Source organism: Williamsia sp., from assembly GCF_016462415.1.
Taxonomy (GTDB): Bacteria; Actinomycetota; Actinomycetes; order Mycobacteriales; family Mycobacteriaceae; genus Williamsia_A.
In genome coordinates this window covers 1-14,663 of sequence record NZ_JAEMTF010000111.1, presented here as the reverse complement: position 1 = coordinate 14,663, position 14,663 = coordinate 1, and the positions used below count along the sequence as shown (strand labels likewise).

The 14,663-nt window shown below is 69.4% G+C and carries 12 protein-coding genes and 1 pseudogene; all 13 read right to left on the bottom strand.

All coding sequences use genetic code 11. The features are described 5' to 3' along the window. Positions 1-228 precede the first annotated feature (228 nt). Positions 229-1,533, bottom strand: a complete 1,305-nt coding sequence (gene tyrS, locus JHC79_RS19850; protein ID WP_296394062.1) for a tyrosine--tRNA ligase — start codon at positions 1,531-1,533, stop codon at positions 229-231. Next, positions 1,527-2,228, bottom strand: a complete 702-nt coding sequence (locus tag JHC79_RS19845; RefSeq protein ID WP_296394056.1) for a DNA-3-methyladenine glycosylase — start codon at positions 2,226-2,228, stop codon at positions 1,527-1,529. The genes tyrS and JHC79_RS19845 overlap by 7 nt, the downstream gene beginning before the upstream one ends. A 16-nt stretch (positions 2,229-2,244) precedes the next feature. Continuing rightward, positions 2,245-2,475, bottom strand: a complete 231-nt coding sequence (locus JHC79_RS19840) for a Trm112 family protein (protein WP_296394060.1) — start codon at positions 2,473-2,475, stop codon at positions 2,245-2,247. A 66-nt stretch (positions 2,476-2,541) separates the two neighbouring features. Next, the gene (locus JHC79_RS19835) at positions 2,542-5,529 is read right to left on the bottom strand and encodes an alpha/beta fold hydrolase (protein WP_296394054.1); all 2,988 of its coding nucleotides are present in this window, start codon (positions 5,527-5,529) and stop codon (positions 2,542-2,544) included. 109 nt (positions 5,530-5,638) lie between these two features. Further along, entirely contained in the window at positions 5,639-7,057 is a 1,419-nt protein-coding gene (argH, locus tag JHC79_RS19830; protein WP_296394052.1) for an argininosuccinate lyase, read from the bottom strand. Then, positions 7,054-8,253 carry an argininosuccinate synthase gene (locus JHC79_RS19825; protein WP_296394051.1) on the bottom strand — a complete coding sequence of 400 codons (1,200 nt, stop codon included), beginning with the start codon at positions 8,251-8,253 and terminating at the stop codon, positions 7,054-7,056. Before JHC79_RS19825 ends, argH begins: the two co-directional genes overlap by 4 nt. A gap of 69 nt (positions 8,254-8,322) precedes the next feature. Then, entirely contained in the window at positions 8,323-8,796 is a 474-nt protein-coding gene (locus tag JHC79_RS19820) for an arginine repressor (protein WP_296394058.1), read from the bottom strand. A gap of 56 nt (positions 8,797-8,852) precedes the next feature. Next, positions 8,853-9,809, bottom strand: a complete 957-nt coding sequence (gene argF, locus JHC79_RS19815) for an ornithine carbamoyltransferase (RefSeq protein WP_296394049.1) — start codon at positions 9,807-9,809, stop codon at positions 8,853-8,855. Continuing rightward, a complete protein-coding gene (locus tag JHC79_RS19810) occupies positions 9,806-10,987 on the bottom strand; it encodes an acetylornithine transaminase (RefSeq protein ID WP_296394045.1) in 1,182 nt (393 codons plus the stop codon). Before JHC79_RS19810 ends, argF begins: the two co-directional genes overlap by 4 nt. Then, entirely contained in the window at positions 10,984-11,916 is a 933-nt protein-coding gene (argB, locus tag JHC79_RS19805) for an acetylglutamate kinase (protein ID WP_296394043.1), read from the bottom strand. Before argB ends, JHC79_RS19810 begins: the two co-directional genes overlap by 4 nt. Beyond that, positions 11,913-13,142 carry a bifunctional glutamate N-acetyltransferase/amino-acid acetyltransferase ArgJ gene (gene argJ, locus JHC79_RS19800; protein ID WP_296394041.1) on the bottom strand — a complete coding sequence of 410 codons (1,230 nt, stop codon included), beginning with the start codon at positions 13,140-13,142 and terminating at the stop codon, positions 11,913-11,915. The genes argB and argJ overlap by 4 nt, the downstream gene beginning before the upstream one ends. Then, positions 13,139-14,176, bottom strand: a complete 1,038-nt coding sequence (gene argC, locus JHC79_RS19795; RefSeq protein ID WP_296394039.1) for an N-acetyl-gamma-glutamyl-phosphate reductase — start codon at positions 14,174-14,176, stop codon at positions 13,139-13,141. Before argC ends, argJ begins: the two co-directional genes overlap by 4 nt. Positions 14,177-14,244: 68 nt before the next feature. Further along, a pseudogene (locus JHC79_RS19790) lies at positions 14,245-14,663 on the bottom strand (phenylalanine--tRNA ligase subunit beta); the annotation flags it as partial.

Genomic DNA, 14,663 nt, shown 5'->3' with positions numbered 1-14,663 from the left:
GGCATTAACAATCCATCAACACACTATCGAGTTCTCAAAGAACACACACCCACGGACTGATCTTGTTCGGATCAGGACCCGCAAGCCCCAGCGGAGCGCAGTGTAACCACTACGATCCTTGAGCCAGGATTTGCACCTCAAGCGCACGCTCTGTCACCGGAAACTTTCTCCGGCGCCTCGCTCCGCGCTGCGGTGCAAGACATAAGTTACATAGGTGGAAACAGCGCGTCAAATCGCCTGGTCAGAGGCCTGAGGCGAGTGCACGAAGTGTGCGCCGGCGACGCTCTTCTTGCCTCTACGCAGGACCAACCAGCCGCCGGCGAGCTGCGCGGACTCCGAAGAGGTCCATTCGGGGTCGGTCACCTTCTCGTTGTTCACGTACGCGCCACCTTCACCGATGGCTCGTCGTGCAGCTTTGTTGCTCTCGGTGAGGCCGGCCGCCACCAGTAGCTCGACGATGGTCGGGGTGGCGTCGGACGGGTACTGGACCACCTGGGTCTCCGACAACGCCCCGGTCAGGGTCTGCTCGTCCAGCTCCTGCAGGTCGGCGCGTCCGAAGAGGGCCTGACTCGCGGTCTGGACCGAGCGGGTGCTGTCCTCCCCGTGGACGAGGGTCGTCATCTCCGCGGCCAGACGCTTCTGGGCCGCACGCTGGTGCGGGGCCTCGACAGTCTGCTTCTCCAGGTCGTCGATCTCGTCGCGGTCGAGGAAGGTGAACCACCGCAGGTAGCGCACGACGTCGGCGTCGGCGGTGTTCACGAAGTACTGGTACCAGGCGTACGGGCTGGTCATCTCCGGGTCGAGCCACAGGCTCCCTCCCCCGGTGGACTTGCCGAACTTCGTGCCGTCGGCCGCGGTCACCAGGGGGACCGTGATCGCGTGCAGGGAGGCGCCCTCGACACGTCGGCCCAGGTCGACGCCGGCGATGATGTTCCCCCACTGATCGGACCCCCCGATCTGGAGCGTGCACCCGAACCGTCGGTAGAGCTCGACGAAGTCGTTGGCCTGCAGCAACAGGTAGCTGAACTCGGTGTAGCTGATGCCGTCGCTCTCGAGACGGCGTTTGATGGTGTCGCGGGCCAGCATCACGTTGACCGGGAAGTGCTTGCCGATGTCACGCAGGAAGTCGACCACCGACAACTCCCCGGTCCAGTCGAGGTTGTTGGCCACGACCGCCCCGATCTCGCTGTCGTCGATCGAGACGAAACGCTGCAGCTGGGCGTCGATCCGGCTCGCCCAGTCGCGAACCGTGTCCGCGGTCTGCATGGTCCGCTCCCCCACCTCACGGGGGTCACCGATCATCCCGGTCGCGCCGCCGGCGAGCACGACCGGCCGGTGACCGGCGGCCTGGAACCGTTTGAGAGTCAACAGCGGAACCAGATGACCTGCGTGCAGACTCGGGCCGGTGGGGTCGAAGCCCGCGTAGAGGGTGAGCACACCGGCCGCCGCGGCGGCGCGGACCTCGTCGAGGTCGGTGGACTGCGCGATCAATCCGCGCCACTGCAGTTCGTCGATGATGTCGGTGCTCACCAGTCCGATCCTTCCGCATCGGCGTCCGAGACGGCCAATCGATCGGCGGCCGCGGCCGCACGTCGGCGCCGGACCGCGGCCGAACCGGGCCGGAACGCCGACACCGCAGGTGAGTCGCTGATCCACAGCCGCCACGGGCGTCCGGTGGCAACGGTCAATCCGACCCGTGGGCCGGAGCTGATCGGGAGTCGGCGACCTGTCACCGGACGTTCGAGCCGGATGGGTGCGCCCGGGTCGAGCACGTCGACGCCGTTGTCGTCGAGCGTTATGCCCACCGCGGAGCCGAGGTTGCCCGGTCCCATCGCCCATCGATGCTGGTCGAGGACCGGGTGGCGCCGGCGTCGGACGATCTCGGCACCGGTGAGCACCTCCCCCGCGCGCAGCAACACCGCGGACGCGATTCCGTCCGCACCGCAGGAGATGTTCACGCAGAGATGGATGCCGTAGGACCGATAGACGTACAGGTGACCGGCCGGTCCGAACATCACCGTGTTCCGCGGCGTGATCCCGGGGTAGCTGTGTGCGGCCGGGTCCGGATCGGGTCCGTCCGGTGGTCCCCCGTACGCCTCGACCTCGACGATGCGTAACCGGACGTCGCCGTCGTCGCCGGTCACGACCAAGTCGGATCCGAGGATCTGCGTCGCGGCACCGACCGGATCCGTGCGGAGATCGCGCGACGAGAGCAGGGACGGGGACATCGGTGACGGACGGGCGCTATCGGCCGGTGGCACCCGCGCGGGCGAGCAACGCCTCGTGTTCGGCGTCGTCGACCGACCGTGCCTCGCTGATGAGCAGCACCGGGATCCCGTCCTCGATCCGGTAGACCACGCGGAGCCGCTCGTTGTAGAGCAGTTCATCGGTACCCGAGTCCGAGCCGAGGTAGATCAGCGCGCCGTGGTCCTGCGGGCAGACCAGTCTCTCGCGGAGGAAGGCGTCGAGCGGCATGGGGATGTCCTTCGGATCGGTCACGGGGCGGGCGGGTGTCGACCCCACTCTACGAACCCGTCGACGTCAGAAGGATCGCACCTGCTGCGGCGACTCGGCCGAGGACAGGATCCACTCCTTCTCCGCCAGAACCGTCCTGGTCAGGCGCCGATAACGGCCGTTGTCGTCGCGGTACCAGACACGGGCACTGGGCTTGGGCAGTCCCTGCGCCCGGAAGGAGTCGGCCAACGGCCGGTAGGAGTGGCTCAACGGGATCTCGTCGACCGCCCAGATGATGTGCGGCCGCTCGGCCGCCGAGAGACCCGCCAGGGCCACCCGCAACGACGACACGGTCAGGGCATTCGTGCGCACCCGCGGCGACACCACCGCGACCGCGAGCTGCGAGCCGGCCGTGCCCACCGGGTAGACGACCACCTGATCGACGTCGGGGTGCAGGCTCAGGGCCGCGGTGATCGGTGCCGGGAAGATCGGTCCGTCCGCGGACTTGATGACGCCGTGCACACTGCCCATCAGCCAGTGGTCGCCGTCGACGTCGCGGCGTACCAGCTGTCCGGAGGTCTCCCACCGATCGTGCTGACCGAAGACGTCGCGCAACACCGTGGCACCGGACTCGTAGCGCTGGCGGGTCTGCGCGAGCAGCAGTCCGACCTCGTCGGATGCCGCCTCGCGCACGAACCCCCGTGCGTCGAGTTGGAACCGCTCCTCGATCACGTCCCACGCCGCGACCCGGACTCGGTTGGTCTCCGGCAGCGCCCGACCGACCGATCCGATCTTCGTACCCGCGACGTTGGCCAGGATCGCCGCGCCGTCCGGTGTCGCGAAGAACTCGATGACGCCGGCGTTGGGGAACCGCGCATTGACGTCGGCCCAGAGACCGGCCGGCATACCGGATCCGATGAACTGCCGGATCGGGTTGTGCTCGGTGATCGCCAGGTCGGGGTCGCGGACGATGTCGCGCATCATCGTCCAGGTGTAGGAGACGACGGTGATGCCGTAGCGGTAGACCTCGCGGGCGAAGCTCTCCGGCTCGACCCCCGACGACAGCGCGATGCGGGATCCGCCGACGACGGTCGCGCCGAGCGTGGTCAGCAACCCGGATGCGTGGTGCAGCGGGGTCAGGCAGTAGACGGTGTCGTTGTCGCTCAACGCGGTGGCCGAGGCGGCACCGAAGGCCGACATCGCCCATCGGTGGTTGGTGATCGGCCACTGCTGGACGGTGCCGCCGGCACTGGTGAACAGGATCGCGGCGAGATCACCGCCGAGTCCGGGGTCGCGTCGGTACCAGGACGGGACCTTCACCTGGTCCGGGTCGATCTGCTCCATGTCGATGATCCGGTCGCCGTCGGCTCCCGGGATGGACCGCACGTCGCCGCCACCGAGGACCAGGACACGTTCGGCGTGCTCGACGCACTGTTCCAGGCTCGCCGGATCCGCGATCACGACGACAACGTCGGCCAGTCGCAGCATCCGGGCCAGATCGGCGTCCGGGGGCAGCGGGACGACGACGGCCCCGAGCCGCGACAGTGCGGCGATGGCGACGAGCGCGCTGGGGCGCGTCTCCATCATCACGCCGACGTGCTCGCCGGGGCGGACCCCGCACTGGATGAGGCCGCGCACCACGTTGTCGATGCGGCGGTTGACCTCGATGTGGCTGAGAACACGATCCTCGAAGAGGAACAGCTCGCGGTGACCGGCCCGTTCGGCGTTCTCCGACATCAACTTGCCGAGCGAGATGCGTGTCCCCGCCTGGATCTGTCCCAGGCGCATCAGACGCGGCAGCGTCCGTACCGACTCTCGGACCACCGCGGTCGACGTCCGCCGGAAGGACCCGGCGGCATGGACCATCTCGCGGCCGACCCCGGCACCCGCGTCGGCCACCGCGCCGAGTCCGTGCGTCACCCGCGAGGAGAAGCTCACGCCGGAACCGGCCGACTTCTCGGGGTTGTCGGGCATCGGGGCGATCTCGCCCGGGATCGGGCCGGTGCCCTCCTGCCACAGGATCCACTGCGACGTGGTCGGCCAGCTGTGCGCGCCCGAGGTCGAACCGACGACGAGCCCGAAATGTCCGACCGGCAGCACGCTTTCGTAGGCCTGTGCCCGCGGCGCCGCCCGCTTGATGCCGCGGACGGCCACGGGTTGTCCGATGTCGTCGGCGTCGCCCACGAACGCGAGGACGGGACAGGTGATCTCGGCGAGCGTCACCAGCGAGTCGCGGATGACGAACCCGCCCGACACCATCCGGTTGTGGACGACGAACTGGCGCAGCAACTCGGCGATCGCGGGCCCCGACCAGGCGACCCAGCCGTCCGCCTCGAGGAATCGGCGTTGGTCCTCGCGCGGGAGCAGGGCGTCCCGATCGTGCAGCTGCAGCAGGAAATCGATGCGGCTCCGCGCGGCCTTGACCGGGTCGAGCAGCTGGAATCCGGTGCGCGCCAACCACCCGGGGATCGCGATGCGGTTGAAGACGTTGTCGGCGAAGAGTTCGGCCAGGGGCGCCATCACGTTGGCGGGCAGACCGAGCGGCAGGGCCGCGAGCACGTCCACGGGGCTGCCGAAGGTGGTGAGGCTGGCGATCTGCTGCGAACGGCGGAACGCCGCGGCCTGGTAGGCGAACATGCCGCCCTGGGAGTAGCCGATGAGGTGGACCGGGCGCCCGGTCTCCTCGTGCATCAGGTCGATGATCTCGCTGATGGCGACGATGTGGTCGGCGAGCGTGCGTTCCATGCCGCCGGCCTCCTGGTCCGGCGACCCGAAGTCGACCACCCAGGGGTCGATGCCGTTGGCGTGCAGGATCGACACCGCACCGTTGTGCGGGGTGACGTCATAGACGTTGGCCGACACCATCATCGGCGGGATGAGCAGCGCGGGCGGGCCGCCGTTGAGGTCGTCCGGGAAGTACCGCCGCAGCCGATACATCGGCGAGGTCTCCTCGACGCGGAACGGGGTCGGCTGGGTCCCGGTGTCGAGACCGCCCATCCGGATGACCTCGAGACCGTTCTGAGCCGTCGCGACGACCCGATCCAACGCCCGCCCGATGTTCGGAATGCCGACCACCTGAGTTACCTCCTCGCCGCACAGTCCGTGACCGCTGTCACTCTACTCATGGTCGTGACATGGCTGGTGTCGACCGGCCCCGCCACATCCGCCGACCGATCGGCGCCGGTCAACGCCAGTCGCGCAGCACCGCCACACGGGCGACGACGCGCTCACGTTGCTCGGCGACCCGATCACCTGATGTCCCACCGCGTGCCGATCGGGACGCGATCGACCCCTCGACGGTGAGCACGTCACGGACGTCAGGCGTCAGTGCGGGGTCGATCGCCGTCAACTCCTCGTCGGTCAGTTCGGCGAGTCCGACGCCCCGCGCCTCGGCCACCCGTACGCACGCCCCGGCGGCCTCGTGTGCGACCCGGAACGGTATCCCCTGCCGGACGAGCCACTCGGCGATGTCGGTCGCCAGCGTGAATCCGGCGGGCGCCAGTTCCGCCATCCGGTCGGTGTGGAACTCGAGTGTGGCGACGAGCCCGGTGATGGCGGGCAGGAGGAGTTCGAGCTGGGCCACCGAGTCGAAGACCGGTTCCTTGTCCTCCTGCAGATCGCGGTTGTACGCCAGGGGTTGGGCCTTGAGCGTCGCCAGCAGGCCGGTCAGGTTGCCGATGAGTCGCCCGGTCTTGCCCCGGGTGAGTTCGGCCACGTCCGGGTTCTTCTTCTGCGGCATGATCGAACTGCCGGTCGACCACGCGTCCGCCAGCGTCACGTAGCCGTATTCCGGTGTGCTCCACGAGATGATCTCCTCGGCGAGCCGCGAGAGATCGACCGCGGTCATGGCGAGGACGAAGGACGCCTCGGCCGCGAAGTCGCGGGATGACGTCGCGTCGATCGAGTTCTCCGCCGATGAGTCGAAACCGAGTTCGGCGGCGATCTTCTCCGGGCTCAGTCCCAGCGACGAACCGGCGAGCGCACCCGACCCGTACGGCGACACCGCGGCACGGGCGTCGAAGTCGTGGAATCGTTCGACGTCGCGGAGCAGCGGATGGGTGTGTGCGAGAAGGTGGTGCGCGAGAAGCACCGGCTGGGCGGCCTGCGAGTGCGTCTTCCCCGGCATCGCCGCGGCCGGGTGCGCGGCGGCCTGCGCGGTCAGCGCGTCGACGACGTCGAGCACCCCGGACGAGACGCGACGGACCGCGTCGCGCAACCACATCCGGAACAGCGTGGCCACCTGATCGTTGCGCGACCGACCCGCACGGAGTCGGCCACCGACCTCCGGCCCCACGCGGTCGATCAGACCGCGCTCGAGGGCGCCGTGGACGTCCTCGTCGGTCTCGGCGGCGACGAACACGCCCGACTCGACGTCGGCGGCGAGACGACTCAGTCCGTCGAGCATCGTCTCCAGGTCGGCTGCCGACAGCAGTCCCGCGCCGTTGAGCACGCGCGCGTGAGCCATCGAGGCCCGGATGTCATAGGGCGCCAGCACCCAGTCGAAGTGGGTGGACTTGCTCAGCGCCGCCATGGCCGCCGCGGGGCCGTCGGCGAACCGACCGCCCCACAACGACCCGGCGTTGGTGGTGCCGGACGAACTCACAGGCCCAGGTCGCGCTTCGCTGCGATCTTCGACGACAGGCCGTGCAGCTGCACGAAGCCCTTGGCCGACGACTGGTCGAAGGTGTCGCCCGCGTCGTAGGTCGCGAGGTTGAAGTCGTAGAGCGACTCCCCGCTGCGCCGTCCGTTGATGACGATCGTTCCCGCGTGCAGGACCAGCCGGATCTCGCCGGAGACATGCTCCTGGGTGTGTGCGACGAAGGTGTCGAGCGCGGACTTCAGCGGCGAGTACCAGAGACCGTCGTAGACCAACTCGGCCCACTTCTGGTCGGTGTGGCGCTTGTAGCGACCGAGCTCCCGCTCGAGGGTGACGTGCTCGAGCTCTTCGTGGGCGCGGATGAGCACCATCGCGCCCGGCGCCTCGTAGACCTCACGGCTCTTGATGCCCACCAGACGGTCCTCGACGACGTCGAGCCGGCCCACGCCCTGCTTGCCCGCGCGGATGTTGAGTTCCTGGATGGCCTCGAGCACCGACACCGGGCGCCCGTCGATGGCGATCGGACGGCCCTTGTCGAACGTGATGATCAGTTCGTCGGGGGCGTTGAAGTTGACCGTCGGATCCTCGGTGTAGTCGTAGACGTCCTTGGTGGGGGCGTTCCACAGGTCCTCGAGGAACCCGGTCTCCACCGCACGACCCCACACGTTCTGGTCGATCGAGAACGGCGACTTCTTCGAGACGTTGATCGGGATGTCGTTCTGCTCCGCGAACGCGATGGCCTTCTCCCGGGTCCATGCGTAGTCGCGGACCGGGGCGAGGACGTCGAGTTCGGGGGCCAGGGTGTTGAAGCCGACCTCGAACCGCACCTGGTCATTGCCCTTGCCGGTACAACCGTGGGCGACGACGGTGCCGCCGTGCGACCGCGCGTTCTCGACGAGATGCTTGACGATGAGAGGGCGGCTGATCGCCGACACCAGCGGGTAGCGATCCATGTACAGGGCGTTGGCCTGCACGGTCGGGAGGCAGTACTCATCGGCGAACTCGTCGCGGGCATCGACGACCACGGCCTCGACGGCGCCGCAGTCGAGCGCGCGCTGTCGGATGACCTCCATGTCCTCGCCGCCCTGGCCGAGGTCGATCGCGACCGCGACGACCTCCTTGCCGGTCTCGGCACCGATCCAGCTGATGGCCACCGAGGTGTCCAGTCCGCCGGAGTACGCGAGTATCACGCGTTCAGCCATGAGTTACGAGCTCCCTGCTTGTCGTCGTTGTCCCGGCCGCGTGTCGGCCGGGTGTACCTGTTCCGTGGGTCACGCGAGGTCCTCGATCATCCGGGCCAGCTCGGCCCCGGACATCGTCTCCCGCGCGATCACGAAGATCGTGTCGTCGCCCGCGATCGTGCCGACCACCTGAGGCAGGCTCGCACGATCGAGTGCGCTGGCCAAATAGTGCGCCGCACCCGGCGGGGTGCGCAGCACGGCCATGTTCCCGCTGTGGTCGGTCGAGACCAGCAGTTCGGTCAGCATCCGGGACAACCGGTCGGTGCCCCCGGACACGCCACGCACCGGTGACCCGTCCTCGGGCACCATGTAGACCCCGGCTCCGCCGTCGGCCGCGCGGAGTTTGACCGCCCCGAGCTCGTCGAGATCGCGCGACAATGTCGCCTGCGTCGCGTCGATACCCACCTGGGCGAGCAGCGACTGCAACTCCCCCTGGCTGCGCACCTGGTGTTCGGCGAGCAGGTGGACGATCTGCGCGTGCCGCCCCGCGCGGGTCGGGGACAGCCGACTGACCGTCGCGTGGGCGTCGGGTTCGGGGCGCCGATCCTGTCGCGGGACGTTCACGCCCGCTCCAGAAGCCAGATCAGCAACGCCTTCTGGGCGTGCAGCCGGTTCTCCGCCTCGTCGAACACGACGCTGCGGGGGCCGTCGATGACCGCGTCGGTGATCTCCTCCCCGCGGTGGGCAGGCAGGCAGTGCAGCACGATCGCCGCGGGGTCGGCGACGGCGAGCAACTCGTCGTTGACCTGGTACGGGCGGAACGGGGCCACCCGGTCACGGCCGTCGTTCTCGTCGCCCATCGATGTCCACGAGTCGGTGACGACGACGTCGGCGCCGGTGACCGCGGCGACGGGGTCGGACTCGACCGTCACGCGGGCGCCGGTCTGCTCGGCGCGTGCGCGCGCAGCCTCGAGGGCCCACTCGGCGGGGGTGAAACCGTCCGGCGCGCTGATGGTCACGTTCATCCCGGCGGTGACGCCCCCGATCATCAGTGAGTGGGCCATGTTGTTGGCCCCGTCGCCGAGGTAGGTCATCGACAGCCCCTGGGTGCGCCCCTTGTGCTCGACGATGGTCTGCAGGTCGGCGAGCACCTGGCACGGGTGGAACTCCGTGGACAGGGCGTTGACCACCGGCACGGTCGCGGTCGAGGCGATGGCCTCGAGCCGGTCCTGTCCGTAGGTGCGCCACACGATCGCCTTGACGAACCGTGACAGCACCCGTCCGGTGTCCTCGAGCGTCTCGTCGCGACCCATCTGTGTGTTCTGGCCGTCGACGATGACCGCGTGTCCACCGAGCTGGGCGATGCCCACCTCGAAGGAGAACCGTGTGCGCGTGGAGTTCTTGTCGAAGATGACCCCGACTCCGTGCGGTCCCTCGAGCGGACGACGGGCGAACGGCGACCGCTTCACTTCGGCCGCCAGGGCCAGGACCTCGGCCTGCTCGTCGGGTGTGAGGTCGTCGTCACGCAGGAAGTGACGCAGGGCGTTCTGGGGCGCGGTGGTCTGGGGGGCGGTCATGCCGTCTCCTGCCGTGCGGTGTCGAGGATCGACGGGAGGTCGGCGACGAACCCGTTCGCCTGGTCCTCGGTGAGGATGAGTGGCGGCGCCAGCCGGAGGACGTCGGCGGCAGGCGCGTTGATCAGGTAGCCGGCCGAGCGCGCGGCGGTCTCCACCGCAGCCGAGATCGGCGCCGTCAGGACGACTCCCAACAGCAGACCCGATCCGCGTACGTGCGACACCAGCGGGTGGTCGAGCGCCTCGATACCGGTGGCGATCGACTTGCCGACCGACGCGACGTGATCGACGAGGCCTGCGGAGTCGATCTCGGCCAGCACGGCGAGCGCGGCGGCGGCACAGATCGGGTTGCCGCCGAACGTGGTCCCGTGCTGTCCCGGGGACAGGAGGTCCGCGGCGGGCCCGGTGGCGATGCACGCCCCGATCGGCAGTCCCCCACCGAGTCCCTTGGCCAGGGTCATCACGTCCGGCACGATGCCGACCGCCTGGTGCGCGTAGAAGGTTCCCGTGCGCCCGATGCCGGTCTGCACCTCGTCGAGGATGAGCAGCGCACCCCGCTCGGTGGTCAGCCGCCGCGCGGCGGCCAGGTAGCCGGCCGGGGGCACGATCACCCCGCCCTCGCCCTGGATCGGCTCGAGGATCACCGCAGCGGTCTGATCGGTGACGGCCGCGTCGAGGGCGTCGATGTCGCCGTAGGGCACGAACGACACCCCGGCGGGCATCGGTTCGAACGGCGTCCGCTTGGCGGGTTGCCCGGTCATGGCCAGCGCACCCATGGTGCGACCGTGGAATCCGTTCTCGGCGGCCACGATCTGCGGCCGACCCGTCCGCCGCGCGATCTTGAACGCGGCCTCGTTGGCCTCGGCGCCGGAGTTGCAGAAGAACACCCGCCCCGGTGTGCCGAGACGTTGCAGCAGTCCCTCGGCGAGCGCAACGGCGGGCTCGTTGATGTAGAGGTTCGACGTGTGACCCAGCGTCTGCATCTGGCGGGTGACCGCCTCGATGACCGCGGGATGGGCGTGGCCGAGCGAGTTGACGGCGATGCCGCCGAGGAGGTCGAGGTAGTCGACGCCGTTCTCGTCGGTCACCACCGCACCGCGGCCCGCGCGCAACGCGATCTTCGGGGTGCCGTAGTTGTCCATCAGCGCCGAGGACCACCGGTCCTGCATCGGTGCGGTCATGGGATCGCCTTCGTCTCGGGGGCGAGGTCGGGGTCGGTGGTCGGGACGACCATGGTTCCGACACCGTCTTCGGTGAACAGTTCGAGGAGCATCGAGTGCGGCACCCGGCCGTCGATGACGTGCGCGCGGGGTACGCCGCCGCGCACCGCGCGCAGACACGCCTCCATCTTCGGCACCATGCCCGAATCCAATTGCGGCAGCAGGATGTCGAGGGTGTCGGTGTCGATGCGCGAGGTGAGCGAACCGCGGTCGGGCCAATCGGTGTAGAGGCCTTCGACGTCGGTGAGCATCACCAGTTTCTCGGCGCCGAGGGACTCCGCGAGCGCCGCGGCCGCGGTGTCGGCGTTGATGTTGTGCACCACGCCGTCGGCGTCGGGCGCGATCGACGAGACCACCGGGATGCGCCCGGCGGCGATGAGGTCGGTGACCGCGCCGGGGTTGACCGTCGTGACATCTCCCACCAGGCCGATGTCGGTCGCGACCCCCTCGACGTTCACGGTGCGCCGCGTGGCGGTGAACAGATGGGCGTCCTCGCCGGAGATCCCGACGGCGTAGGGACCGTGGGCGTTGACGAGCCCGACGAGTTCACGACCGACCTGGCCGAACAGGACCATCCGGACGACGTCCATGACCTCGGGTGTCGTGACCCGGTAGCCGCCCCGGAACTCGCCGACGAGGCCCAGTCGGGTGAGCATGGCCGAGATCTGCGGTCCGCCGCCGTGGACGACCACGGGGTGGATCCCGCAGGTACGCAGGAACACCATGTCGGTGGCGAAGGCGGCCTTGAGTTCGTCGTCGATCATGGCGTTGCCGCCGTACTTGACGACGATGACCTTGCCGGCGAACCGCTGCAGCCAGGGCAACGCCTCGGTGAGGACGTGCGCCTTGTCCAACGCACTCAGATCCGAGGTGAGGTTCTCCGGCGTCATGAGGAGTACGCCGAGTTCTCTTCGACGTAGGCGTGCGACAGGTCGGTGGTGCGAATCGTTGCGCTCGCGTCACCGACCCCGAGGTCGATGGTCACCTCGATGTCGGTACCGGCCAGGTCGACCTCGCGAGCCCCTTCGACGCCACACCCGTTGCGGCACACAGCGTTGCCGTTGAACTCGACGGAGATCGCGTCCGGGTCGAGGTCGACCGGGGCCATGCCCACCGCGGCGAGCACGCGACCCCAGTTGGGGTCGGAACCGAACAACGCGGTCTTGACGAGGCTGTCGCGGGCGACCACCCGCGCCGCGACGACGGCGTCGTCCTCGGTCTGCGCGCCGGTGACCGTGACGAGGATCCGCTTGGTGACCCCCTCGGCGTCGGCCTGCAGTTGCGCGGAGAGGTCATCGCAGGTGGCGAGCACGGCGGCCGCGAACTCGCCGGGATCGGGTGTGACGTCGCTCGCGCCGGAACTCAGCAGCAGGACGGTGTCGTTGGTGGAACACGACCCGTCGACGTCGAGACGATCGAAGGTACGCGCGGTGGCCGCTCGCAGTGCCGAGTCCAGTTCCGGCGCATCGACCTTCGCGTCGGTGGTGATCACGACGAGCATCGTCGCCAGCGAGGGTGCGAGCATGCCGGCCCCCTTGGCCATACCACCGACGTTCCATCCGCCCTGGTGGTGCACGGCCACCTGCTTGGGGACGGTGTCGGTGGTCATGATCGCGTGTGCGGCGTCGGTGCCGCCGGACAGACCGCCTGCCATGTCCTGCACGATCGCGGTGACGCCGGCCAGCACGCGGTCCATCGGCAACCGGTCACCGATCAGTCCGGTGGAGCACACGGCCACCTCGACGGCGCCGGTCGAGGTCCCCCAGTTGCTCAGCGCGGTCGCCACGGCCTCCGCGGTCGCGTGCGTGTCCTGGAATCCGCCCGGTCCCGTGCAGGCGTTGGCGCCGCCGGAGTTGAGCAGCACGGCGCGCAGGCTGCCGGTGGTCAGGACCTGCTGTGACCAGAGGACCGGGGCAGCCTTGACCTTGTTCCGCGTGAACACGCCCGCGGCTGCATAGTCCGGGCCCTCGTTGAACACCAGGGCGAGGTCGGGTCGGCCGGAGACCTTGATCCCGGCGGCCATCCCGGCCGCACGGAAGCCCAGCGGTGCCGTCACGCCCTGACCCCGGGTGATCACCGGCGACTCGGTCTCTGTCACGTCGTGTCCGGTGCTCATGGTGCGACTCCCACCGTCGTGAGGCCCTCGGACTCGCCGAATCCCATGGCCAGGTTCATCGATTGCACGGCGCCGCCGCCGGTTCCCTTGGTGAGGTTGTCGATCGCGCCGATCGCGACGAGGGTGCTCGACCGCTCGTCGACGGTCACCGACAGCGCCACCGAGTTCGACCCGATCACCGATCCGGTGGTCGGCAGCTGCCCCGCGGGCAGCAGGTGGACGAACGGTTCGTCGCCGTAGGCCTTCTCGTAGACCGTCCGCATCTCCGCATCGGTCAATGACGTCCGCGCGGTGCAGGTGGCCAGGATCCCCCGGGCCATCGGCGCCAGGACGGGCGTGAAGGACACGCTCACCGGCTGGTCGGCGGCGGCGGACAGGGCCTGGACGATCTCCGGGTTGTGGCGATGGGCCCCGCCGACACCGTAGGCCCGCGCGGAGCCGATGACCTCGGAGGCGAGCAGGTCGACGCGTGTCGACCGACCGGCACCCGAGGTCCCGCTCACGGCGACGACGGTGATCGCCGACTCGACGGCCTGCGCGGCGACCGCGGGCAACAGCGACAGGATCGACACCGTCGGATAGCACCCGGGGACCGCGATCCGGCTCGCGCCGGACAGGACGTCACGGTTGCCCGGGATCTCCGGTAGACCGTACGGCCAGTGTCCGGCGTGCGGGGTGCCGTAGAACCGGGTCCACTCCTCGGGGTCGGAGAGCCGGAAGTCCGCGCCGCAGTCGATGACGAGTGTGGCGGGCGGCAGGGCGTCGGCGATGGGTCCCGACGTCCCGTGTGGCAGCGCGAGGAACACGACGTCGTGGCCCGCGAGCACCTCTGCGGAGGTCTCCTCGAGCACCCGGTCGGCCAGCGGGAACAGATGCGGTTGGTGCTCGCCCAGCGCGGTTCCGGCGTTACCGCCCGCGGTCAGGGCCCCGATGCGCACCTCACCGGAGACCACCCGGGGGTGCCCGAGGAGCAGACGCAGGATCTCGCCCCCCGCGTATCCACTCGCTCCGGCCACCGCGATCGACATACTCATGTGATTCATTATGCAGACCACCGCAAAACAATTCACAACCGGGTGGCCGACGGCCGCCCGGTCACCGGTTACCGCAGGCGTGCGCCGAGCTCGGAGGCGGCGTGGTCGACCGCCGCGAGCCGGGCCTGCGACGCGTCGTCCTCGGTGAGGGTGCGATCGGCGGCCCGGAACCGGAGTGCGAACGTCAACGACTTCACCTCGTCCCCGAGCTGAGGTCCGGTGAACACGTCGTAGAGCCGGATGTCCTCGAGCAGCGCACCCGCGCCCTGGGTCAACGCCCGCTGTACGTGCGCGGCGGGCACCGACCGGTCGACGACGACGGCGACGTCCTGCAGCACCGCCGGGAACAACGACAGCTGGGGCGCGGGCAGCGCCGCCGAGATCGGCAGCAGGTCGAGGTCGAGTTCCACCGCGCAGGTGCGCGGAGGCAGTCCGGCCTTGTCGATGACCGCGGGGTGCAGTTCGCCCGCCCACCCGACGTCGATCG